The organism is Actinomycetota bacterium, assembly GCA_018333515.1.
GTDB lineage: Bacteria > Actinomycetota > Aquicultoria > Aquicultorales > Aquicultoraceae > Aquicultor.
The window spans coordinates 1-22366 of the sequence record JAGXSZ010000022.1; the positions used below are offsets into that span (position 1 = coordinate 1).

Here is a 22366-nt window from a genome sequence, read left to right on the forward strand (position 1 = left end):
AGCGGTATCCCGTAAGAGCGATATCGCTAATTTTTAGCAACGCTTAGTGCCCTTATTCACAATACTAGACGCAGCCTTCATTTTGAAAACCTTAAGACCAAACCCGACAAGCGAAAAAGGATAGTATGGGTGTTTTTTACTCCATAGCAAGTCAAATACCGCGCGTTCCCACTTTTTTAAAGTTTGAATACTCTATTTATTCTATTCCCTGTTGAAAGGAGGTGAAATATTTATGAAAGATGTTATTAAATCGATTTCAACGAAAAAGGAGGTGAAAAGTATGAAAAAAGCATTGGTTATAATGATGGCTTTGGCGTTGTTGTTCGCGATGGGCGGCATGGCGCTCGCGAAACAGGAGCCCGCAGGCGCTCCGGGCAATATCGTCGCTAGCGACTATGATATTTCCGGCAAGAACTGGTTGTACTACGAGGAAGGCAAACCCGCTACCTCAGGTTCCTACACCGGTTCGACGGGTTTTGGCTTAAGCACCCACCCCTACGGCACCTGGAACAGCCCGTATACGGCCGGCGTTGACGGCTACAACTACAACGACGCCCAGGACTACGTTGCGGGCGGCAAGATGGTCGACCGCGACGGCGACGGCGAATTTACCGATGACGGCGTATTCACGTCCGGCCCGCACGGCGGCTACCTCACATCCACCCACAGGTGCCGTGAGTGCCACGCGGTCCACCGCGCGGCGGGCAAGTTCAAGTTGCTCCGCTCGGACACCAGGTTCGAGGCGTGCGATTGGTGCCACGGCACCGGCGCGGGCTCTGGATACAACATCCAGATGGACAACAACGACGCCTTTACCACCGAGTACAACGTTGGCCACACCATGGGCTTCGGCATAAGCACCGGCAAGTGGAAAGCGCCGGACGATACCTACCCGGCATTTACGCCTAACTACTGGCAGGGCGGTTTCTCTTGCTTCGACTGCCACAGCCCGCACGCCAACCCGGCGCGCATGCTCGGCTTCAACAACGCCGGCAGGCCGGTCGGTATCGTCGCTATCGACGGAACCGGCAACGTAAAGGGCCAAGTATACGGTATCGTAAACTCAGGCGGTGACGACTGGGCTACCGCGCTCAAGAAGGATGACAACCCGCAGGGCACCAACAAGCCGTTCTGGAAATCCGGCAGTTGGCTCTTGATCAAGAACCCGGACCGCGAGATCGCAAGTACTACGTCGACAATCGAGAGCGGTATCTTGAAGCTCGGCGGCAAGAAGATGTCGGAGATAACCTTCGACGCGAAGAACCAGCCCATACTGGACGCGGAGGTTTCCTCGATTACCATCAATCCGGGCCAGGAGATTCCGGACAACATAGTTGGTGGTTTGCGTGAGTTCGACAAGAACACGAGCTATCCGGTCAACAAGATAGCCATCGACTGGGACGCCCCGATGGGTAACGCCAGGACGCTCTGGAAGCATACAACGGCCGGCGTAACAGCGAAGTTCCCCAAGAGCACCGGTGAGGCAATCGGCTTCCTCGGCATGAACGTGCGCCGCTCAGAGGCAATCGCTACCTGGATCAACACAGATACCACAAGCGACTATACCTTCACCGAGAAATACACGACCGACGCTACCAATTCGAAGGGTGTCGCTTTCAGCGCGACAGCACCGTGTAACGTCTGGAGCGTAAGCGACTTCTGCACCGACTGCCATGACGGTAACGCCGGCAAGCACACGGTGCAAGCCCCGCTCTTCAGCGAGGACCGCGCGCTCAGGGGTACTACTACCTCGGGAAGCGACGGCAACACGGTTAACGACAGGGCGCACTACGACCTGGCATACGGCCACGACTCGCAGCCAAGGCACTGAGGCCGCATGATGGTGTTCAATCCGGAGGATGAACAAAATTTCGGCCCACACTGCCGCAACTGCCACAAGGGCTCGAGCAGGTGCGCAACGTGTCATAACACGAGCAGCACCGGCGCTGTCGTAACCAACGCCATCACGGCTTCCGACAACACTACAAACAAGTCGACCTACACGATGGGCGCGACCAGCGATGGCCAGCCGAACACGCTCGCTCAAAACATCGGCTCGCTCGAGACAAGCAGCACCTCGTTCGCGTTCTTCAAGAAGTCCCGCACCGCTAACTGGAATTCAGACTGGAGGCAGAGCGGTACCGCGAAGACCGCTGCCGACATCGATGCGATGTGCGCCGACGACGGCTTCAGCTGGCCGCACCGCACCCTCGGTTGGAAGATGCTCAAAGACGACCTCTTCGGTCTCGACTTTGACAACAACAGGTGGGTCGGTGTTGGTGAGACAAGAACCGCTCCTAATGGCGTCGTCGCTGTCGCGCACGACCTCGACAGCGTCTGCTTGGACTGCCACAACCCGACAGTCTGGAACGCTACGAGCGCAAGCGATCACATCGATTCGCCGACGCTTACTACAGACAACCACGACGACGAGTTGCTAACCCGCGGCTTGCCGTAAAGTTGAGTTGTTGGTTTAACAAGGATTACTCGCAAAGGCTTGCAACGGATGACATAACTAAATATCGCAACGGATGACTTGCAACATAGAATAAAATAGAATAAAACACAAAAGAGACCCGCATAATGCGGGTCTCTTTCTTTTAAGGTGTGAGAATGGTGTTTCGCAAAGAAACATCTTATGGCTTGATGCTGGTCTTGTCGCTATACTAACAACTAGTGCAAGGAACCGGCTTGTTCCCTGAACCGCAATAAAAAGCAGCCAAGAGTGTAGGTCGCTGACTACAAGAGATATAGCCTCTCTCAAGCTGGATGATTTCTGGAGTATGAAAGTGCAAATAACCCTCGAGAAGAAGTTGAACGAATGGATGCTCTATGCCCTCCTGTCCATTGCCTTTATTATTCCCCTTGCGATATCGAGACCTCTATTGATGATGCACGACCAGTTCGACTTACCAAAACTGTTAATACTTCGAATACTAATATTGGCCGCTCTGTTGATTTTGGCCCGCAAGATACAAGTCTCCAAGAAGCTGGAGTTCAGATGGAGCAATATCGATTTCGCGCTTATCGGTTTTCTGGCGCTGGCGCTGGCTTCAGCTGCGGCCTCATTCACCTGCCGACCGCGATTCACGGCCGGTATGAGCGCTATGAGGGGCTCCTTACTCTGCTAAACTACGGTATTCTCTATATGCTCGCCGTGCAAGTATTCTCAGACTACGGAAAGCTTTCCCGATTGAATAAGACAATAACGATGTCCGGCCTGTTGGTTGCGCTTTACGGGGTTATGCAATATTTTGGCATAGACCCGCTGCCGTGGACCATTGTGCCGTTTGAGGAGCGCCGAAGCTTTTCCACATTCGGCAACCCGGACTTGCTCGCGGGTTTTCTGGTGCTGGCAATTCCGATAGCTTTGGTCGAGTTTATGCGAGCTAATAGCACCAAAGATAATGTTATCTTTGGGGGCAGCCTGTTTCTGCTTTTCGTCTGTTTGCTGACCGCTTTTACCCGCAGCGCGTGGATTGGTGCGGTGATATCGCTCTTTGCGTTTATAGCGTTTGGTGGCCGTGCGATTCTGGTAAATCCTCGTAAGATAATATTTATAATCATTCTTGCTGCCTCCGTTTTCGCCGCCTTAGCCGTCTTTTCGATAAGTTCCGGCCATGATGTCACGAATCTCGTTGAGCGCATAATATCCACAGTTCAGATTGCTGAGGGCAGCGCGAAACAACGAATCGAGATTTGGAAAGCCGGGTCGAAAATGGTTTCTGACAAACCCCTTCTCGGTTTTGGGCCGGATACTTTTAGGCTTAGCGCTAGTCGATATGAAACGTTAGAATTTGTTAAGACGACCCAAGGCGCAACCGTCGCCGACAACGCTCATAACTACATCGTGCAGCTCGTGACGACCGTGGGCATCCCCGCTGCCGTGTTACTGGTGCTTTTCTTTGTCTTAGCCCTCTTTCTATCGGTCAAGCGTGCGCTACAGGTAAAAGAAGGCGAAAGGCTGACTTACCTAGGTTTGCTAGCAGCGTTTATTGGCTACCTTGTCCACTTGCTCTTTGGCATAAGTGTTATTGGCAGCAGCGCAGTGTTTTGGATTATATGCGGGGCGCTTATAGCAGCGACCGCGAGTGTCAAGAAGACAACTGTAAACCTCGACGATGCGCGTTCCGCTAGTTTCAAAGTCGTATTGTCCATAATGGTGTTATTTTCGGCTGTCGCGGCTTATTTCTCGTTCACGATGGTCGCGGCCGACCACCACTATCACCAGGCATTATATTATACAAATATCGGTAATCCCAATAACGCCGTCATGAGCTATGAAAAAGCCATTAGCCTATACAGGAATGGGAAATACTATGATGATTACGGCGCTTACCTTGAAAAAGTCGGCTGGGAGTTGAGAGACTACAACTTGACTCGCAGGTCTATTATAGTGTTAGAAGAGGCCATAAAGTTCGAGCCCGACGAAGCAGACCATTACATTTATCTAGCCAATACTCTCTTGGGCGCGGCGCCCAGTGCCGCTGCGCCGGAGTTAAATTACGCGGCTCAAGCCCTAGACGTTGCGCTAAGCAAGCGCCCAAGATCTATACCCGCGCGCGTCGTTCTTGCCCAAGTCCGGTTTGCCCAGAACCGGTATGAAGACACAATCAACGTGTTGCGGTTCGTTATGGACGTGAACCCTTATGATATAACCGCAAATATACTTATGGCGAAATCTTACGCGCGCTTAGGCAAGCCTGCGGACGCTCGACTCCATTATGAAAAGGTCTTGTCTGTCCAACCCGACAACCAGGAAGCGAGAGACGCCATGGCTCGGATTGGTGGATAATTGAACCAGAATACCGGCAGCATGAAACGTATGGCCGGCATAGTATGATGAGTAAATTGACGCAGCGACACTCTTTAAAACCTCAAAACAATCTCATCCCCCGCAATTACGTCGTAGTAGAGCCTTGCCGACATCGTCTGCCGGAGCTGTTTAGCCATATTGCCGTCGTTATAGGCTTCGTGTCGGCTCAAACTTCTGACGGTTTTGTTCGGCTCCGGCTCCGGCTTGCCCATTTTAGAGATACCCCCTATCCAGAAGTTCAGCAATGGCGCGGCCACGATGTATTTAAAGCCATCAGCGTTCAGCTATCAGCCGGCAGCCGTCAACAGAACATATAGGAAGGCGTTGAGCGCTAAGTGATAGTCAAGATAATCGCTATGTTGTTCGCAGTATATGCTTGGAGTAAAGTATACAGCCGATACCGGAAGCACGGCGCTTCGATTCAGGAGTTGCTGCTTTGGACATTTCTCTGGCTTGGAATCGTTGCGGTAGTCTTCGCACCGAACAAAACAAACTTATTAGCCCATCTAATCGGCATGGGGCGGGGTTTCGACGCGCTAGTCTTTGTCAGTATGTTGGGCGTCTTTTACGCGCTCTATAAGGTCACCGCTAAGCTAAAACAAGTTGAAACCGAATTGACGCAGCTCGTCAGCGAACTCGCTCTTGCTGGTGACAAGACGAAAGCCCCGGAGCAGGATTGAGAATCCCCTAGCGCCCTTAATGGATAAGATTTTCTTAAGCTTTGGGTATATTTATTGACAAAGTTGTTTGCCAATCATAGCATAAGAGCATGAGCCAAGGCCAAGATAAAATTATCCAAAAATTAACTGAGCACGATCAGCAATTTGAAGCCATCAACGAGCGGTTCGACAAGGTCGATCAGCGGTTTGAGGCTGTCGATCAGCGGTTTGATAAGATCGATCAGCGGCTAGACGGCATTTCCGTGAAATTATTTGAGCACGACCAGCGACTCGATCAAATGGTCACAAAGGATGAGTTTTACGTTTTTCGCGACCAGGTTCTGACTGGGCAAGACGAAATGATAGCCATTTTGCGCCGTCTTGATCAAGAACATGTTTTCGTAATAGAGCGAATCAAGCGAATCGAAGAGGACGTGGAGGAACACAGAAGGAAGTTAGCTAAATAGTTCTTCTACGGACGGTAATCCTTACCACCGTATACGAAGGAATGGGAATAATCCATGGCGCTGTCAACCAGGCCTCCTCTTGCCGGGCTTTCGAAGATAAACAGGGCGGTATCTATTATCTCTTCATGTGATAAAGGATGCTCTTTATAATCAGGTTGCCATATGGGAGTCTGATATCCGCTTTTTGTTGCAAGGTATTCGTATCTAACCCTCAGTAGATTTATGAAGTGACTCGTGAGCAAATCGCCTGGCCGGCAAAGGATATGCACATGATCGGGCATAATACAAAAGGCGAAGAAGCTGTACTTATGAAGGACGGCTATTTCAAATAATAGGTAGGCTAGGTTGTTGCATTTGCCGGAAGAAGTAAAATGAGGCGCTTGGTTGTGTGTTGAAAGGATAACGTGGTAGGTAAGAGGCATTGGACTTACATTGCCGGCTTGCTCCTTTTCCCCTCTGCTGTGCAAGCGTCTGCCCTCCATAAGATATTATAATATTGTAATCGTATGTTTTGTGCAATAACTAAGGACAAAATTTAGATATGTTTCTAAATTTAAACGGTTGCACAAAACATATCACTGGCTTACCGAACAACAACTTAGGTCGGCTATAGGCTATTACAAAGCTTATCCCGAAGAGATTGATGGCTTAATAGCTGAAAACGAGGGCTGGACTTTAGAGCGAATTCAAGAAAGGCACCCTTATCTTTCGGTTGGTAGATCGTGAAATTCTACCTGGACGAGGACTTAAGCCCTAAAATCGCTAAGATTCTAAGAAAACAGGGGGTTGATGTGGTGAGCTGCCACGAGGTTGACATGGTCCAGGCCTCTGATTCAGAGCAGCTAGAATATGCCGTATCGCAAGGAAGACGTCTGGTGACCAGAAACCGTAATGATTTTATTATGCTAACGGTTCAATTCTTCAATGATTGTAGACCACACTCCGGAGTGCTTATCGTGCCGCACTCTCTTCCGTCCGATAGATTTGGCCTAATAGCCAAAGCGCTTGAAGTATATGCGTCAAAACACCAAAAAGAAGCAGGGTCCTACTCAATAAACTTTTTAACCCGAACCCTTTGAGACGGGGTTCACTCGCGCAGTCTAAAGACTAACTGGTGAGGCAATGTGTGGGATTATTTACAGGGTTCAGGGTTGCTATAATCTAAAACTAAAAATTAAAGACCTGACCCTATACTACTATACTATTGCGGTGGCCGGGACAATGCTCGATATCTCCGCTGCGAGTTTCTCAAGCGCGTCTTTTCTGAGCGGTTTAATGGAGCCCGCCTCCGCCCGCATGACCGTCTTCGGGTTGAACTGTTGCAACATATAGCGTCCAGCTCCCGCGTCTCGCAAATATTGCGCGACCTCGATTACGTCTTCACGCTCGACGATAGTCGGCACGACGGTAGTTCTGAATTCGGCGTCGAGCAAGCCTTTAGCTTCGGCCTCGACCAGTAGGTCGATACTCGCCCTCACCCTGTCCGCCGAATCAGCCGTTTTTGACACCAGAGAGTATTTATCAAACGACGTTTTGATATCCATGGCTACCGCATCGATCAACCGCTCTTCCAGGAGCTTCTTCAGCACATTCGGTCGGCTCCCGTTGGTGTCGAGCTTGACTTTAAAGCCGAAACTCTTTACGCGCCGGAGCAGCTCGAAAAGCCCCTCGCTCAGGGTCGGCTCGCCCCCCGATACGCAAACGCCGTCTATCCAGCCGGCTTTGTCCGCAAGGACGCCCTCGATGATCCCCCAGGCGACATCGGGGAGCCGACCCGCGCCGGTCACGAGTTCGGCGTTATGGCAGAACGGGCAGTGGAAATTGCAGCCGCCGAGAAAGACGGTCGTAACGAGCCGGCCCTCCCAGTCGAGCATGCTAAGCGGAATATAGCCTTTTATGGCGAAATCCTGCTCTGTTCTTACAGCCATTCAACGATGTCCTTTTTGCTCGGTACCTCACCGCGCCACGCGGCAAGCTCCCGGCCGTCGTTGTCGGTCACTATAATCGAGGGAGTAGACATCACTCCGTAAAAGGCGCCCTCGGCCATCCCGTCGACCTCGTCGAGATTGAAGAGTTCGGCGTTACCGCTCCCCGATACGAGCGTTTTGGCCGCCGGGCACTTCGGGCACTCGTTTTTCCAAAAGACCTTGACCTTCCGCGACATTTATTGCATCCCCCAGTCTAACACCCATACCCATTACCGGAGACGCTCGTCTCCGCAACCAGTCCGGTCCTTATTCTATCCACCAGTTCGCCCGCTTTGCCCTTGTTCCAAGTCGGTATCTTAGAGTAATACCCTACGATTCTGGTTATGCCGTAGACCTCTTCCGAACCGCACTCCGGGCAGGCCTCCATGAGACCCCGAGTTGTACGCCGGCAACCTTCGCAGACCGTAAACTCCGGGCTGAACGCGATTTGCTCGGCGTGCGTGCCCTTGAACGTCTTTAAGACGAAGTTCTCAATCGATTTCGGCGAAGGCTCTTTCTCACCCAGCCAGACATGTATTATCGCTCCCGCCTCTATCAGCGGGTGGAAGAGGCTCTGCTTTCTCACGCGCTCCACATAGTCTACCGGCGCCTCGACCGAGATGTGGATGCTGTTCGTATAGTAGTACTCGTTGCTCTCGACCTTGCCTTTGATGACGTTTTTGGTCTGTGTCGGATAGTACTTCATATCGAGCTTGGCGAGGCGGTAGCCGGATGATTCGGCCGGCGATTCCTCGAGAACCATCTTGATATCATATTGCTCGGAGAGCTGCCTGCACTTCAAATTCATGTGCGAGATGACTTTGAGGCCGAATTTCAGGGCTTCGTCGGAGTCGTGAAGCTCCATGCCGGTGTGCGCCTCGACCAGCTCGTTTAGCCCGAGAAGGCCGCAGAGGTAGGTCAAACGATCCATCCTGAGATACGGCTCCCCGTCGCGGGATGAGCACAGCATCGCAAGCGGTCCGCGCGGACCGAGATCCATCAACTCGCCGATGAAAGCCTTCTTCTGGACGTGCGCTTTAGCCACCATCTCCATCGTCCGGTTTAGCTCGGCGAAGAGCAATTCGTCGCTGCCCATCGCCTTATACGCGATTCTGGGCAGGTTGATAGTGACATTCTGCAGCGCCGAGAACCGCATCTTCTCAGGGGCTTTGGCCTCGACCAGGTCCTGCTCGCCTAATTTCAGTTTGAGGCGGCAGCACTGGCTCACCGTTACCTCATCGCCTCGGTCGAAGACGAAATATGTGATGCCCTGTTTCGACGCGACGAGGCACGCCAGCTCGAGGAACTCTTCCCAACCGGTCGTCTTGAAAAACTCGTCGTTGATGTGGAGAAGCGGTTTCGGGAAGACGAAGGTCTTGCCGTTCGCGTCGCCCTCGAGATAAATCTCGAACATCGCCCTGACGAACGCCTGCGCTTCTTTTTCATACTCTTTATAGGTCTTGCCGGTGTACTCCCCGCCGGGACCCACGGCCGGCGTGTCCGCGAAGTGTTTCGGGATGTTCCAATAGAGGTTGAAATCGGTAAAGGTGACCTGCGAGCCTCTCGCACCGGCGAGCTGGTTAAACTCGTATATCAGCATCTGCGCGAGCTGCTTGATGTTATCGTATGTCCGGCCGACGAGATACGGCGCGAAGAACATGTTGACGGCTTCCCAGCCGACCGCGCCCGCGTAGTGGGCCTGTAGGCTCGAGGCCATCTTTACCATGTGGCCGATTAAGACCTCCGGGTGGCGCGCCGGTTTCGAGGTGCTCGTTATATTCGGAAGCGACAAGCCGAATTTCTTGATGTATTCGAGCGAGTGGCCCCCGCAGTATGGCCTGATTATGAAGCCGAGGTCATGGAGGTGGACATCGCCCATCAGGTGCGCGAGCGCCACATCTTCGCTGAAGACCTTGCGCAGCGCGAACTCTTTAAGAATCGTCTCGGCGAGCGTAAGGTTTATAGACTCCGGATTGTGGGTCGTGTTGCTGTTTTCGTTGTTGGCGTTGTTTATTATCTCTTCCACATCGAACATCGGCAGGCCGAGGTGGGAGTGTTTTTTGTGCATGATGGTCAAGTTTCTCTGGAGCAGCTCCAGGTCGACGAGTTCTCTGATAATACTCGTCGTTATCGAGCTGAAGTTGCTCTCGAAGAGCTTGCGCTCGACCGCGTCGGCTATTTCGCTCGCGAGGCTTTCGCCCGCCCCGGTCTCTTTGATAAGCGAGTTCGTTATCTTCTCTTTGTCCCAGATGTTTATTTCGGCCTTGGATGAGGTGCTGACGAGGAGCGCGATATCGGTGGCGCTGCCCTCTTCGGGATGGGTCTTGACGACGTTTATGATTCTCTCGTGCTTCAGCTTACTGTCAGGCTCTCTCGCTTCCTCGGTCTCTGCTGCGACGCTCAACTCGGACATGACTGCTATTACCTCCTATGAAACCGCCCGTACATTAAAAATACGCTTTGCCTCTGTTAGCTTCGAATATCGCTGTTTTTAGTAATGCGAAAAAATAGTATGACTACGGCTGACTGTTATGACAAGAATTACTCCATTATGATCATAGATTTTGCTTCTAATCGGACTACGTTAGTATCTTCAATTCTTGTGTGAACTCTTCTAAATCTTTAAAGTCCCGATAAACAGAGGCAAAGCGAATATAAGCCACTTTGTCTACTACCTTTAGAGCCCTGAGAACCCTATCTCCGAGTTCTCGGGATGCGACCTCGTGCCGAAACTCGTTCCTTAGGCTGCTTTCGATATCGTCTACTATCCGCTCGATTATCTCCCTTTCCACACGCCTCTTAACAAGCGCTCTTAAGATACCTTCCAGCAGCTTAGTTCTACTGAACGGCTCGCGTTCCCCGTTCTTCTTGATGATGGTAAGCGGTTGCTCTTCTATTCTTTCAAAGGATGTTACCCGTTTGCCGCATTCCAAGCATTCGCGCCTTCTCCGAGTCACGTCGCCCGCTTCGTTCAGCCTCGAATCGATCACCTTTGAGTCAGCATAACCGCAGTAAGGACACCTCACGTTCGCACCTTGATCACTGGTTATCCACAGGTTTATCCACAACATATTGCGTTGTTAACTAAGTATACCACTATATATGGTGTCTACAATCCATATTTGGAAGAAACTTTTGCGTTTCTGAAATAACCGCTGGGTAGAGCGGTTAAAAAATTTCAAGCGCTCCATTGCCGATCATATGCATGGATGCGACGCGGTCGTTCAATCGAACCTATGTTTGTGGGGAACATAGTTTTGTGTTATAGTTTTTACAACGATTTGCCGTAGCGGAGGAGGCACTATGGAGCGGACCGATTTGACCCGGCGTCAGCAGCAGGTATTAGATTATATTCTTAAAGAGATAGGCAGAATCGGATATCCGCCGTCGGTTAGAGAGATAGGGCGGGCGGTCGGGCTGACGTCTAGTTCGACTGTCCACAGCCACCTGGCGGCGCTCGAGAAAAAGGGTTACATCAGGCGCGACCCGACGAAACCGCGCGCCCTCGAAGTCTTGGATTTTCGCGCGGGCACGGCGGGCGTGAGCGCGTCCAAGGTCAAAAGCCTTCCGCTGGTCGGACGGGTCGCGGCGGGCATGCCGTTGCTCGCGCAGGAGAACATCGAGGACATCATCGCGGTTCCGGTAGAGATAGCAGGCGAGGACGGCTTTCTTCTCAAGGTCAGCGGCGAGAGCATGATAGACGCGGGCATATACGATGGCGATTACCTTGTCATACGGCAGCAAAACAGCGCCGATAACGGGGATATCGTTGTGGCGCTCGTCGAAGACGAAGCCACCGTCAAGCGTTTCTTTAAGCGAGAGAAGAGCTTCGTGCTCAAAGCCGAGAACCCGCGCATGGAGCCAATCGTCGTCGACGACCTTACCATACTCGGCAAGGTCGTAGGCTTGATGCGGAAGCTCTAGCAAGAAAGCTAAAGCGGGCTTTCGCTTTTTGGCGCCAACGCTCGTAGTCCGGGGTTTTAGCCCTGACAATCGGTCCCGACAGTTGCTATTTGGCGGCCGACAGTTTCCGTTCCAAGGCCGTCAATTCTTCCGGCGTGAAGGTGTGCTTTTTTATAATATCTATCAGGATGTCGGCGCTGACGTCGCCCAAGACTTTGTCGACGACAGAGTTTATCATGCTCTCCGCCATCTCGTCCCGGCTGACTTTCGCCTTATAATAATAGGTCTTCGCCGCTCGGTCCTGTTCGAGAACGCCCTTTTCGGCGAGCCTTCTCATTACCGTCATTACGGTCGTGTACGCAAGACGTCTCTTTGGATACAATTCGATAAAGACGTCCTTAACCGTGTTTACGTTCTTATCCCAGACAATGCGCATTACCGAGGCTTCCAGTTCGCCGAGGCCTATATCGGCCAGGGCCGGGGTTTCCTTCGTTTTAACTTGTCGCGCCATAGTCATCTCCCTTGAGGTATAGATTATTAGTATTTATATACTAGAGTAGAATGCATGTACTATGCAATAGCAAATACCAAGGCTGTTCGGCGATACGGTATGAATTCCCTTTAGAGCAGGGAGTACGCTTATTTGGTCGCCTGTTTGGACGCGGGCGGCTCTTGTCGGGGCTTTCGGGCTAACTTCCAGAGAGTTCGAATTGCGCGTATTCGCCGAGGTCGCCCAGGGGCATATCGACGACGAGTTCGGTGCCGTCGGCGGTATGTGTCTCGGATATGATGGTACCGGTGCCGTAAAGGCGCTGTAAAAACGACCCTTTTGTATAAGGGATAAGCAGGTGGAGCCGGACGGTGCGCTTTTGCAACTCTCGCTCGACAGCCCCCCGTATCCCCCCCAGTCCCACCCCATTGACCGCCGAGACGAGAACACTCTCGGGGTAGACCCTTTTCAGCCGCTCACGGTCGGCGTCGTCGAGGAGGTCTATTTTATTGAAGACTAGTATCTGGGGTTTATCCTCGGCTTCGAGTTTGGCCAAAACATCTTCGACCGCCCTTATCTGCCCCTCCATGCGCGGATGGCCGGCGTCGACGACGTGCAAGAGCAAGTCGGCCATTCTTACTTCATCCAGGGTCGAGCGGAATGCGGCCACGAGCTGATGCGGCAGCTTTTTTATGAACCCGACCGTATCCGAGAGCACGACCTCTCTTCGATGGTCGACAGCGAGCTTGCGGGTCGTCGAGTCGAGCGTGGCGAAGAGCTTATCTTCGACCAGGACATCCGCTCCGGTCAGCGCGTTTAACAAGGTCGATTTGCCCGCATTCGTATATCCGACCAGAGAGACGTTGAAGACGCCCTGTTTTTGCCGTCTCTGCCGCTGAACCGACCGATTCCTCTTTAGCTCCTCTATCTCGTTCGTAAGGCGCTGGATTCGTTTGCGAATCATCCGCTTGTCCGACTCGAGTTGCGTCTCTCCCGGCCCCCTAGTGGGCCCTCTGGTGCCGATTCCGCCCGATAGGCGTTCGAGGTGTCCCCACATCCCTTTAAGGCGCGGCAGGATGTAGTTCATCTGCGCCAGCTCGACCTGGAGCTTGCCCTCGGCTGAGCGCGCGCGCTGTGCGAAGATGTCTAAAATCAAGCCGGTGCGGTCGAGAATCTTAATATTCGGCATGATGTCTTCAAGATTCTTTTGCTGTGACGGTGAGAGGTCGACATCGAATAGGACGATATCCGCGCCGGCCCCCTTTGCCGCCTCGAATATCTCCTCGGCCTTGCCCGGCCCGATAAAAGTGCGCACGTTCGGCTTGGATAGACGTTGGCTCACCCTGTCGACGACTTCGGCACCGGCCGTAGAGGCGAGATGTTCGAGTTCGTTTAAGGTCTGCTCGGCCTCCCAATCGGTCTCGGCGCCGACTTGCACGCCGACTATGACGGCCTTTTCGGCCGCTTTTTCGGTCACGAAACTCGTCTGTTTGATTCGCTTTCCCCCGTTAGCGCCGGCGTTAGTTAAAATATCTCCTAAACCAGCGTCTTTATCCTATCCAGCGCCTCGACTAGGCGGTCGTCTTGGATGCTCAAGCATATTCTAACGTATCCCTCGCCGGATGGTCCGTAAGCGTTGCCCGGCGATACGATGACGCCGACGCTGTCGAGCACATGTGTCGCAAAGCTCGCCGAGGTATAGCCCTTCGGGACTTTGACCCAGACGTAAATCGTCGCCTTCGGCTCACGACATCCGAGCCCCAGCTTGCCGAGTACATCCATGACCAGGTCGCGGCGCTTCCGGTAGATGTCGCACATCTCTTCGATGATATCCTGCGGACCCTCGAGCGCTTCGATACCCGCGTATTGTATGGCGTTGAAGATGCCCGAGTCGATGTTGGTCTTGACCCTGCCGAGCGCTTCGATTACTTTCGCGTTTCCGCAAGCCCAACCGATTCGCCAGCCGGTCATATTGTAAGTCTTCGACAAGGAGTTGAATTCTATGCCGACCTCTTTGGCCCCCGGGTATTGGAGAAAACTGGGCGCGACGTACCCGTCGAAGGTGATTTCCGAGTATGGGTTGTCATGGGCGATTATGACCTGGTTTTTCTCGCCCCAACCGATGAGGTCCTTGAAGAAGTCGTCGCCGGCGACGGCCGAGGTCGGGTTGTTCGGGTAGTTCAACATCAGCATCTTCGCCGCCTTGCTGGTGCCCGCGTCGATCGCGTCGAGGTCCGGGAGAAAGTCGTTCTCCTCGACCAGCGGCACATGAACGGGGTTGACGCCGGCGAGAATGGCGCCGGTATTATAGACCGGATAGCCGGGGTCGGCGATGAGCGTCGTATCGCCGGCATCGAGAACGGCGAAGTTTATATGAGCGATACCCTCTTTCGAGCCGATGAGCGGCAGGATTTCGGTCTCCGGGTCGAGGTCGACATCGAAACGCTTTTTGTACCAACCGGCAATCGAGCGCCGGAAGTCGGGCATGCCGAAGTAGGACGGGTAGCGGTGGTTCGCGGCGTTTTCGGCCTCTTTCGCAAGCTTGTCTATTATGTTTTTCGGCGTCGGCTCTACTGGGTCGCCTATCCCCAGGCTTATGACGTCTACTCCCTGCGCCCGTTTTTCCGCGACCCTTTTATCGATCTCCGCGAACAAATATGGTGGAAGGTTGTCGATTCTCTTTGCAAGTTTCATTACCGCTGCGTCCTCCTCATTTCTATCCTGTAACTATATAGCCCACTCGGTCGGCACAACAATTTGCTTTTAAAGCTAACATATATTGCCCTGGTAATGCTAGGCATATTCGCGCGCAACCAGAAGCGATTTAAGGCTTTAGCTCTCTTTTCTATCGGCTAAAGGGCCGTAGCCCTACTTCACGTCTATGGTCCCCGTGAAGACTTTTTTGGCGGGCCCCTCCATCAGTACACGACCGTCTTCATTCCAGGTAACGGAGAGGTCTCCGCCGGGCAGGTGTATTACGGCGAAACGGCCGGTCTTGTCGTTGAGCGCGGCGGCGACCAGCGTGGCGCAGGCGCCGGTTCCGCAAGCGAGTGTCTCCCCGCTACCCCGCTCCCAGACACGGAGCGCGATCTCGTCTCTCGATATGACTTGCGCGAATTCGACGTTGGTCTTCCGCGGAAAGTAGTCACTCGTCTCTATAACCGGCCCAAGCGTTTGAACAGGCGCTTCTTTTACATCATCGACGAAGATGACGCAATGCGGGTTGCCCATCGAAACACAGGTCGCTCTAATAACGGTATCGCCGAAGCTAAACCGCTCATCTATCGCTCGCTCGGCTTCGGTGCGAACCGGTATCTTTAGCGCTTCGAGTTCGGGTGCGCCCATGTCTACCTTCGCCCCTATCGCTCGTCCCCTGTCCAGCACCAGCTCGACCTGTTTGTCTCCGGCCCTGGTCTCGATAATAAGGGTGGACTTGTCGGTCAACCACTCGTCTACCAGGTATTTAGCGTAGCACCGGATACCGTTGCCGCACATCTCGGCGAGCGAGCCGTCCGAGTTGTAGTAATCCATAAAGAAATCGGCGCTCGCCGAAGGCCTGGCGAATATCAAGCCGTCGGCACCGATTCCGAAGTTGCGGTCGCAGAGCGCGGCTATTTGCTCGACAGTCAGAGTAACCGAGCCGTCCAAGTTTTTTATTATTATGAAGTCGTTTCCCAAACCCTCATATTTGGCGAAATTCAGCAACATGGTTACCCTTTCAAGTAAAATCCGCCTCCGAGACGGGCTAATATCTCTTCGGCAGCCGCGCCGGCGGATTTCTCCGTCATGTCGACCCACGTTATGCGCGGGTCGGCTCTGAACCATGTCATCTGGCGTTTAGCGTATTGCCTGGTTCTTGCTTTTACCGTCGAAATCGCGTCCCCTAAAGAGGTCTCGCCCTTAATATGGCGAATAACTTCTTTATACCCTATGGCCTGCTGTGATGTCAAAAATTGTTCGTAACCGGCGTCGATTAGTGAGCGGGCTTCTTCGAGCAAACCATCCGCGACCATGCGGTCCACACGAACGTTAATGCGCTCATGAAGCAGTGCCCGCTCTATTGTTAAACCAAACATCGCCAGGTCATAATGGGAGACCCGGTCTGACCAAGCCTTATGAAAATCGCTAAACGGCCGCCCGGTTCGCTCGATTACCTCGAGTGCGCGGATGATGCGGCGCTTGTTTTTGGGGTGGATGATATTCTCGGCCGCCGGGTCTTTAGTGAGCAGCTCTCGGTAGAGCGTCTCGGGCTCTGTGTCGGCCGCGCGGTCCTCCAGGCGCTCCCTTATCTCGGATGCGAGGTCTCCCGCCGGGAATTCCAGTTCGTCTATGACGGATCTGATATACAAACCGGTGCCGCCGGCCAGGATAGGCAGTTTGCCGCGCGCAGTGATGTCTTTTACGGCGGCGTCCGCGAGGAGCCGGTACGCGGCTACGCTAAAAGGCTCACTGGGCTCGATGATGTCGATGAGATGGTGTGGCACCCCGGCCATTTCTTCGGCGGTCGCCTTTGCCGTTCCGATGTCCAGGCGCCGATAAACCTGCATAGAGTCGGCCGATACGATTTCGCCGTCGAGCGCTTTCGCGAGCGCCGTCGAGACGGCGGTCTTGCCGCTCGCGGTGGGACCCGCGATTACGACCAGTTTACTATTCATACCTGGTCACCTTGAATCTATACAGGTCGGCTCGGTCATGTATGGGGATGCCCGCTTTTTGCTTGGCGATAGCCAGTTGATGCTCGACCGTATCGACGCCCTCTATGTTGGGCAAGAGCAAGCCGGTCTTCGCGCCTTTTCTGACGATTACTCCGTAAAGCTTGGGGTCGAGGTGTGAAGTCGAATCTATTTTTTCGGGCGCGCCCAGGATGTCCACCGAGTATTGAAGGAGCGGCAACTCCGCTTCGCCGACCGGCGTAAAGCGGGGGTCGGCCTGGGCGGCCTGGACGACATTGGCCATTATTTCGCGGGCGATGTTCTCTTCCGTAGGCAGAATCGTTCCGACGCAGCCCCTCAGCTCGCCGGCGATTTTAATACAGACAAAGGCTCCGGCGCGCCTGTCGAGCAATTCCCGGAGGGTATTATCGGGCGGCTCGACGACTTGCCCAAGACCGATATATTGCTCGAGGCTGAGTTTAGCCAGCCTGACAGGCTCGCTCAACTCTTCTTCGAAATCGAGTACCATAAATTCGCGCTCCGGGTCGGGTCGACCGGGGAGAACCGATGCCACCAGGTAGCCTACACCGAACGGTCCCTCATAAGAATGGATACTGGTGTGAACTTGCCGCCCGTTAAAGCATCCCGCGAGCGCGTATATCGAACGTAGGCCGCATTCGCCGGCATCTTCGACGAGCATCGGGTCGAGTTCGAAGAGTTCGTTGAAGTCTCCGGTCTCGATTATCTCGATTATCTTCGCGTCGAAGTCGATTCCGCGCGGGTTAAAGCCGGCCGGCGCACCCGGGGTGAGCCGGTGCGAGAGGTCGCCGCTGGCGATGACGGCGACTCTTCCGCCGGCGCGGTTAGCGGCTTTCTCGATAGCGGCGCCCAGCGCGTAGTGCTCGTCCGCTCCCGCGTAGCTGACCGCGAGCGATACCACCGGGACGTCGATATATCTTTGAAGGAAATAAAGCGGCACCAGGACACCGTGGTCGAGCGCTTCGGACTGGAACAGCTTGATGTGGTCATTCCCGATTTTGGTTAGCGATACTCCGTACCTCTCGGCCTCTACCAACAATGCGGCGAGCAGTTCTTCGTCGAGATTTGCTATCAGGCGGATATTGGGGGCTCCGAAATCTTTAAACGATCCGGCAAGAATCCGGGTCGTTTTGACCGCAATACTGTCGGCAAAGCCGGCGCTGTGCGGCGATATGAAGACGAGCGTTTCAGGATTGGCCCTAGCGACTGCCGCGCATATGGTATCCATCGCCCGCATAGTCGACGACACGCGGTCGATATTATCCCTGCCTATCTCGGGGATAATAATAGGCGGGTGAGGCATCAAACAACCGATTACAATAGGCATTGGCTCCCCCTTTGCCGCTTAGAACGGCATGACTACGACGCTAACCCTTAACCGCTACTTCGAGCAGTTCACCGCGTAAAGACCACGTTTTAGCTTGGGTTATTCGGATAACCGCCTCAGTATGGACTAAGTCGGCGGACCCTTCGAAATTGACTACTTTATTGGTCCGGGTTCTCCCGGTCAGTATGTTCTCGTCCCTCTTGCCGACGCCTTCGATAAAGACCTCCAGCTCTCGGCCAAGGAGCGCCGAGTTGTTCTCGAGGCTTATCCGGTTGAGCGAGGCCAGAAGCCGGTCGAATCGCTCCGATTTTATACCGGCGGGGACCTCGTTCTTCATTTTCGCAGCCGGCGTGCCTTCGCGCGGCGAGAAGATAAAGGTAAACGCGGAGTCGTAACGCGCTCTTTCGACTATATCCAGGGTGTGCGAAAAATCTTCCTCGGTCTCACCTGGAAATCCCACCATAATGTCGGTTGTGATGCCGACTCCGGGTATCGCTTCATATATCTTCGAAATCGTCGCCAAATATCCTTCTTTTGTGTATTTTCTGTTCATAGCGCTAAGAAGCCTGTCCGAGCCCGCCTGAACCGGCAGATGAATATGTTCGCAGACCTTATCACTGTTCGCGATGGCGTAGATGATGTCATCGGTCAGGTCCTTCGGGTGCGATGTCATAAAGCGTATGCGGAGCAGTCCCGACACGCCGTTGAGCCTCTTCAAGAGCTGCGCGAACCTGCTTTCGCCATAGATGTCGCGCCCATAGGAATTGACGTTCTGGCCCAGAAGCGTTATCTCGATGACCCCTTCGGAGACGAGTCGCTCGACCTCATCGACTATGTCCTCTTGCGTTCGGCTCGTCTCGCGTCCGCGCGTACGCGGGACTATGCAATAGCTGCAGAAGTTATCGCAGCCGATAATGATGGGAACCCACGCATGGTGCGCCTCTTCGCGCGCGCTCGGCACGGCGGTCGACATTATCTCTATCTCATCGGCGACCGCGCAGACCGCGCGCCTGCCTTGTTCCGCCTCCTCGACCATAAAACCCAGATTTGGCATATTGTGGGTGCCGAATACGATGTCGACATGGGGCGATTTCTCAAGGATACGTTCGCGCTCGGCCTGCGCGACACAGCCGCCCACCGCGATGATAAGGTTCGGGTTGGCTCTTTTATCGGCCTTCAGGTTGTTTAGGTTTCCAAAAAAACGGTCTTCGGCGTGTTTGCGGACAGCGCAGGTGTTGAAGACGATGACATCGGCTTCCGCGGGGTCGCCGCAGGGCGCGTAACCGCGCTCTATGAGGAGTCCGGCCATACGCTCCGAATCATGCTTGTTCATCTGGCAACCAAAGGTCGCTATGTGGAATTTCTTCATGGCAAATATTGTAACAAATGTGCGACGAAACTACAGCAGCCGGTCGCCGCTTCCGGCAAGGCTAAGCGCTATATCAGCGCCTAGCGGCCGCTGAGAGAGAATCGACGACCTCGTCGGGGACGAGAAACCGGCCAAGTCGCTGACCATGCGTCGAGACCGGGCCATGGCAATCGGACCCTCCGGTCACCAACAAACCTTTTTTCTCGGCGAGCCTTAAATAGCGTTTGGTGTCTTGCTCGGAGTGCTCAACATGGTACGCCTCGAATCCGTCGAGGCCAAAGGCGATGAATTCATCGATATGCTCGTCAAGTTTAGCCAGCCCGGGGTGAGCGAAGACGGCAAGGCCCCCGGCGTTGTGAATAATCTCTATCGTCGCCTGCAGCGGATAGACGAATTTCTCCAGGAAACAAGGCGCCCCTCTCTTTAAAAATTGCGTGAAAGCCGTCCTGAAGTCGCTTACGTAGCCGCTTCCGACCATTGCCCTTGCGATATGAGGTCTGCCGACCGAAGAGTTCTTCGCTTGCTCAAGGACGTTTGAGAAGTCTATATCGACGCCGATACCTTGGAGACATTCGATGATGCGCACGGCGCGTTCTTCTCTAGCGGCGCGAAGACGCTCGAGCGACGCTAACAGTTTTTCGTTCTTGTCATCGACATAGTATCCGAGGACGTGGATGTCCTTGCCCTTATAGCGCGAACTCAGTTCGATGGCGGGTATTATGCCCACACCGAGTTCGGCTCCATAGCGCCGGGCATCCTCTAGCGCCGCTACCGTGTCGTGGTCGGCGACGGCGATCGTCCGCAGGTTCGACGCGGCGGCGATTTCGACGACCTCTTTCGGCGTGAAGCTTCCATCTGAAGCCGTTGTATGAATATGTAGGTCAACCGGCATGCGCGCCCCTTAAATCGAGGGTGGTCAAAGAGCTTGGCTATCGCACAAAAAAAGGCTGTGCAAAGTTTATCTTAGCACAGCCTTATACGTTTTATTAAACCGTTAACAAACTATTAGATATTTATCCAATAGCCGATTGCTACTTAGGCTCTACAAGCAACTTGATAGCGGTTCGCTCTTCGCCATTGATCGTAATGTCCGCGAATGACGGCTTGCATACCAGGTCGAGCCCGCCGGGCGCCACGAATCCACGCGCGATGGCTATAGCTTTTACCGCTTGATTGAGTGCGCCGGCGCCTATTACCTGCATTTCAGCGGCTCCGCGCTCTCTTACCACCCCGGCTAGCGCTCCGGCCACGGAGTTGGGACTCGATTTCGATGAAACCTTTAGTACTTCCATAAATTCCTCCTTAGCGGTCTACGTCTAAATATTATGACAAGCTGTAATACTGTTATTCGATGCTGTTCTAAGTTTCAACTCACGCCCCCGCGCGAGGGGCTACGCGAAAGCGGATATTCGCGCGCCTAACTTAGAACTCCTGCTATATTTTTGCAGAACTGTTAATAATTCCCTTTTGATTGTAGCTTAATCGTTACCCTAATACAATCCCTACCCGCATAAACCTCTGGATCGGGCAATATTTCCATAAAATACTTGTCGCCAATAATTTTAAGTTCATCGCTAACCTTGTGCGCGATATGCTCAAGGTCCGCCTGTGATATCCTTTTTGCCAGAGGCTCCGTCCTCATCAGGTCTATGATCTTGCGGTCGGGCTCTTCCGGTTCTGCTTGCTTGGCTGTGAGTGTCTCGAGTAACGGCTTGAGCGTGACGATTCGCCCGCTCATGATGCGCTGCGCGTTTCTTATAGAGACCCTTAGGCCGAGCCTGCGTTCCGCGATATCCGATAGAATGCCGGCCGCTTTAATCGGTTTCAAGCACCGCCAGATCTTGTAGTCCTCGGATTTCGCGCCTGTCCCGCGCGTATTCTCGTCGAGGCACATCAGGTGCGCTGTCGCCAGCGCTTCTGTCGGTGAGCCGAGATATATTTCAAGGTGCTGGTGGTCGAGGTTGAACTCGAGCACCGTTCGTATGATGTTATGCGGTCCCTTGATGATTATCGGCTCGCCATTGCGATACTTTATAGTCGGATAAGTCGACTGGTCTTTTCTCTCGCTTAGAAGACCCGTGCTGGTCTGCACTCTAAATACAGTACCCCTTCCGGGGGATGAAAAAACCAAGTCGAACTCGTCAGAGGCTTGTTTTATCGAGAAGAGCGCCATGCCGCGCCCGTGGATTCCGTACCGGTCGGTAATGAGGTTTTCGAGCTTGGATGTTACCCGCGGCTCGAAGACTCTCTCGTGAAGCTCGGCGGGGATGCCGTCCCCGTCGTCGATTATCGTCACTTTGCGGATAAGGTTGTCCTCTTTGGTCGACGCAATGAAGATTCTGGACGCGCCGGCGTCGCGGGAATTTCTCAGCATCTCGAGTACGATGTCTTCCATCGATTGGATATCGTGTTTAGCTTGGCGGCGTTCGGCCTCGCTTATGTTGAGGCGAACGAAACCCTGACCGAGGTTTTCCTCTACTTTGAGGTATTGGTTTCCGGTTAGGTTGGCTACGAAGTTTATTAGGGGGTCGTTCTCTTTTTCTGCCATGATTATACCTGTCGCCGGCGCTATGTATTAATCTCTATTGTCCTGGGTAAATAGGGCTTTGTCAAATATTAGACGGCGGGCGGGCGCGATTTCGGCTTATTCCCGCGTCTCTAATTCGAAGGCATAAAG

General features: G+C 53.5%; 24 protein-coding genes. 8 read left to right on the top strand and 16 right to left on the bottom strand.

Annotated features, from left to right (window positions below; genetic code table 11):
• Positions 1 to 280: 280 nt before the first annotated feature.
• The 4 genes from KGZ93_04660 (at position 281) to KGZ93_04675 (ending at position 4795) form a co-directional block, all read left to right on the top strand.
• A complete protein-coding gene (locus tag KGZ93_04660; protein MBS3908900.1) occupies positions 281 to 1831 on the top strand; it encodes a hypothetical protein in 1551 nt (516 codons plus the stop codon).
• 6 nt (positions 1832 to 1837) lie between these two features.
• Positions 1838 to 2458 (top strand): hypothetical protein, encoded by a 621-nt coding sequence (locus KGZ93_04665; protein ID MBS3908901.1) that lies wholly within the window; start codon positions 1838 to 1840, stop codon positions 2456 to 2458.
• A 325-nt stretch (positions 2459 to 2783) separates the two neighbouring features.
• Positions 2784 to 3131, top strand: coding sequence for a hypothetical protein (locus KGZ93_04670; protein MBS3908902.1), 348 nt, complete (start codon positions 2784 to 2786; stop codon positions 3129 to 3131).
• Between the two features lie 62 nt (positions 3132 to 3193).
• Complete coding sequence (locus KGZ93_04675) at positions 3194 to 4795, top strand: O-antigen ligase family protein (protein ID MBS3908903.1); 1602 nt, start codon at positions 3194 to 3196, stop codon at positions 4793 to 4795.
• Between the two features lie 74 nt (positions 4796 to 4869).
• Here the strand turns inward: KGZ93_04675 and KGZ93_04680 are convergent, their stop codons facing one another.
• Complete coding sequence (locus KGZ93_04680) at positions 4870 to 5028, bottom strand: hypothetical protein (protein MBS3908904.1); 159 nt, start codon at positions 5026 to 5028, stop codon at positions 4870 to 4872.
• Between the two features lie 123 nt (positions 5029 to 5151).
• On the opposite strand from KGZ93_04680, the gene KGZ93_04685 reads away from it, so the two are divergent.
• Positions 5152 to 5496 carry a DUF2304 family protein gene (locus KGZ93_04685; protein MBS3908905.1) on the top strand — a complete coding sequence of 115 codons (345 nt, stop codon included), beginning with the start codon at positions 5152 to 5154 and terminating at the stop codon, positions 5494 to 5496.
• A gap of 89 nt (positions 5497 to 5585) precedes the next feature.
• Positions 5586 to 5942 (top strand): hypothetical protein, encoded by a 357-nt coding sequence (locus KGZ93_04690; protein ID MBS3908906.1) that lies wholly within the window; start codon positions 5586 to 5588, stop codon positions 5940 to 5942.
• A 5-nt stretch (positions 5943 to 5947) separates the two neighbouring features.
• Here KGZ93_04690 and KGZ93_04695 read toward each other — a convergent pair whose 3' ends face one another.
• A complete protein-coding gene (locus KGZ93_04695; GenBank protein MBS3908907.1) occupies positions 5948 to 6409 on the bottom strand; it encodes a transposase in 462 nt (153 codons plus the stop codon).
• Between the two features lie 255 nt (positions 6410 to 6664).
• Here KGZ93_04695 and KGZ93_04700 point away from each other — a divergent pair, with 255 nt between their 5' ends.
• A complete protein-coding gene (locus tag KGZ93_04700; protein ID MBS3908908.1) occupies positions 6665 to 7021 on the top strand; it encodes a DUF5615 family PIN-like protein in 357 nt (118 codons plus the stop codon).
• Between the two features lie 117 nt (positions 7022 to 7138).
• Here KGZ93_04700 and KGZ93_04705 read toward each other — a convergent pair whose 3' ends face one another.
• From KGZ93_04705 to nrdR, 4 genes are all read right to left on the bottom strand, one after another.
• On the bottom strand, positions 7139 to 7870 hold the full coding sequence (locus tag KGZ93_04705) for an anaerobic ribonucleoside-triphosphate reductase activating protein (protein ID MBS3908909.1): 732 nt from the start codon (positions 7868 to 7870) through the stop codon (positions 7139 to 7141).
• Positions 7861 to 8106, bottom strand: coding sequence for a thioredoxin family protein (locus KGZ93_04710; GenBank protein ID MBS3908910.1), 246 nt, complete (start codon positions 8104 to 8106; stop codon positions 7861 to 7863). The genes KGZ93_04705 and KGZ93_04710 overlap by 10 nt, the downstream gene beginning before the upstream one ends.
• Before the next feature lie 17 nt (positions 8107 to 8123).
• A complete protein-coding gene (nrdD, locus tag KGZ93_04715) occupies positions 8124 to 10322 on the bottom strand; it encodes an anaerobic ribonucleoside-triphosphate reductase (protein MBS3908911.1) in 2199 nt (732 codons plus the stop codon).
• A 166-nt stretch (positions 10323 to 10488) separates the two neighbouring features.
• On the bottom strand, positions 10489 to 10935 hold the full coding sequence (gene nrdR, locus KGZ93_04720) for a transcriptional regulator NrdR (protein ID MBS3908912.1): 447 nt from the start codon (positions 10933 to 10935) through the stop codon (positions 10489 to 10491).
• 277 nt (positions 10936 to 11212) lie between these two features.
• Between nrdR and lexA the strand changes: the two genes are divergently transcribed.
• A complete protein-coding gene (gene lexA / locus KGZ93_04725; GenBank protein MBS3908913.1) occupies positions 11213 to 11833 on the top strand; it encodes a transcriptional repressor LexA in 621 nt (206 codons plus the stop codon).
• A gap of 85 nt (positions 11834 to 11918) precedes the next feature.
• Here lexA and KGZ93_04730 read toward each other — a convergent pair whose 3' ends face one another.
• From KGZ93_04730 to KGZ93_04775, 10 genes are all read right to left on the bottom strand, one after another.
• A complete protein-coding gene (locus KGZ93_04730; protein ID MBS3908914.1) occupies positions 11919 to 12323 on the bottom strand; it encodes a BlaI/MecI/CopY family transcriptional regulator in 405 nt (134 codons plus the stop codon).
• 178 nt (positions 12324 to 12501) lie between these two features.
• Positions 12502 to 13797, bottom strand: coding sequence for a GTPase HflX (hflX, locus tag KGZ93_04735; protein ID MBS3908915.1), 1296 nt, complete (start codon positions 13795 to 13797; stop codon positions 12502 to 12504).
• A gap of 41 nt (positions 13798 to 13838) precedes the next feature.
• Complete coding sequence (locus KGZ93_04740; GenBank protein ID MBS3908916.1) at positions 13839 to 14996, bottom strand: LL-diaminopimelate aminotransferase; 1158 nt, start codon at positions 14994 to 14996, stop codon at positions 13839 to 13841.
• A gap of 174 nt (positions 14997 to 15170) precedes the next feature.
• Complete coding sequence (locus KGZ93_04745) at positions 15171 to 16010, bottom strand: diaminopimelate epimerase (GenBank protein MBS3908917.1); 840 nt, start codon at positions 16008 to 16010, stop codon at positions 15171 to 15173.
• Positions 16011 to 16012: 2 nt separating this feature from the next.
• Positions 16013 to 16957 carry a tRNA (adenosine(37)-N6)-dimethylallyltransferase MiaA gene (gene miaA, locus KGZ93_04750; GenBank protein ID MBS3908918.1) on the bottom strand — a complete coding sequence of 315 codons (945 nt, stop codon included), beginning with the start codon at positions 16955 to 16957 and terminating at the stop codon, positions 16013 to 16015.
• Positions 16950 to 18320: an AmmeMemoRadiSam system protein A gene (amrA, locus tag KGZ93_04755; GenBank protein MBS3908919.1), complete on the bottom strand. Its 1371-nt coding sequence runs from the start codon at positions 18318 to 18320 to the stop codon at positions 16950 to 16952. Before amrA ends, miaA begins: the two co-directional genes overlap by 8 nt.
• Positions 18321 to 18360: 40 nt before the next feature.
• A complete protein-coding gene (gene miaB / locus KGZ93_04760; protein MBS3908920.1) occupies positions 18361 to 19689 on the bottom strand; it encodes a tRNA (N6-isopentenyl adenosine(37)-C2)-methylthiotransferase MiaB in 1329 nt (442 codons plus the stop codon).
• Between the two features lie 73 nt (positions 19690 to 19762).
• Positions 19763 to 20581 carry a PHP domain-containing protein gene (locus KGZ93_04765; protein ID MBS3908921.1) on the bottom strand — a complete coding sequence of 273 codons (819 nt, stop codon included), beginning with the start codon at positions 20579 to 20581 and terminating at the stop codon, positions 19763 to 19765.
• Between the two features lie 139 nt (positions 20582 to 20720).
• The gene (locus KGZ93_04770; GenBank protein ID MBS3908922.1) at positions 20721 to 20981 is read right to left on the bottom strand and encodes a stage V sporulation protein S; all 261 of its coding nucleotides are present in this window, start codon (positions 20979 to 20981) and stop codon (positions 20721 to 20723) included.
• 161 nt (positions 20982 to 21142) lie between these two features.
• Positions 21143 to 22237: an ATP-binding protein gene (locus KGZ93_04775; protein ID MBS3908923.1), complete on the bottom strand. Its 1095-nt coding sequence runs from the start codon at positions 22235 to 22237 to the stop codon at positions 21143 to 21145.
• Between the last annotated feature and the right edge of the window lie 129 nt (positions 22238 to 22366).

What these genes read in the sequence shown, in the direction of transcription:
- KGZ93_04665 (MBS3908901.1), top strand. Translation starts at nt 1,838, where the DNA reads ATGATGGTGTTCAATCCGGAGGATGAACAAAATTTCGGCCCACACTGC.
- KGZ93_04745 (MBS3908917.1), bottom strand. Translation starts at nt 16,010, where the DNA reads ATGTTGCTGAATTTCGCCAAATATGAGGGTTTGGGAAACGACTTCATA.
- miaB (MBS3908920.1), bottom strand. Translation starts at nt 19,689, where the DNA reads ATGAAGAAATTCCACATAGCGACCTTTGGTTGCCAGATGAACAAGCAT.
- KGZ93_04740 (MBS3908916.1), bottom strand. Translation starts at nt 14,996, where the DNA reads ATGAAACTTGCAAAGAGAATCGACAACCTTCCACCATATTTGTTCGCG.
- KGZ93_04690 (MBS3908906.1), top strand. Translation starts at nt 5,586, where the DNA reads ATGAGCCAAGGCCAAGATAAAATTATCCAAAAATTAACTGAGCACGAT.
- nrdD (MBS3908911.1), bottom strand. Translation starts at nt 10,322, where the DNA reads ATGTCCGAGTTGAGCGTCGCAGCAGAGACCGAGGAAGCGAGAGAGCCT.
- KGZ93_04730 (MBS3908914.1), bottom strand. Translation starts at nt 12,323, where the DNA reads ATGGCGCGACAAGTTAAAACGAAGGAAACCCCGGCCCTGGCCGATATA.
- amrA (MBS3908919.1), bottom strand. Translation starts at nt 18,320, where the DNA reads ATGCCTATTGTAATCGGTTGTTTGATGCCTCACCCGCCTATTATTATC.
- KGZ93_04680 (MBS3908904.1), bottom strand. Translation starts at nt 5,028, where the DNA reads ATGGGCAAGCCGGAGCCGGAGCCGAACAAAACCGTCAGAAGTTTGAGC.
- KGZ93_04660 (MBS3908900.1), top strand. Translation starts at nt 281, where the DNA reads ATGAAAAAAGCATTGGTTATAATGATGGCTTTGGCGTTGTTGTTCGCG.
- KGZ93_04770 (MBS3908922.1), bottom strand. Translation starts at nt 20,981, where the DNA reads ATGGAAGTACTAAAGGTTTCATCGAAATCGAGTCCCAACTCCGTGGCC.
- KGZ93_04775 (MBS3908923.1), bottom strand. Translation starts at nt 22,237, where the DNA reads ATGGCAGAAAAAGAGAACGACCCCCTAATAAACTTCGTAGCCAACCTA.
- KGZ93_04670 (MBS3908902.1), top strand. Translation starts at nt 2,784, where the DNA reads ATGAAAGTGCAAATAACCCTCGAGAAGAAGTTGAACGAATGGATGCTC.
- KGZ93_04765 (MBS3908921.1), bottom strand. Translation starts at nt 20,581, where the DNA reads ATGCCGGTTGACCTACATATTCATACAACGGCTTCAGATGGAAGCTTC.
- lexA (MBS3908913.1), top strand. Translation starts at nt 11,213, where the DNA reads ATGGAGCGGACCGATTTGACCCGGCGTCAGCAGCAGGTATTAGATTAT.
- miaA (MBS3908918.1), bottom strand. Translation starts at nt 16,957, where the DNA reads ATGAATAGTAAACTGGTCGTAATCGCGGGTCCCACCGCGAGCGGCAAG.
- KGZ93_04710 (MBS3908910.1), bottom strand. Translation starts at nt 8,106, where the DNA reads ATGTCGCGGAAGGTCAAGGTCTTTTGGAAAAACGAGTGCCCGAAGTGC.
- KGZ93_04705 (MBS3908909.1), bottom strand. Translation starts at nt 7,870, where the DNA reads ATGGCTGTAAGAACAGAGCAGGATTTCGCCATAAAAGGCTATATTCCG.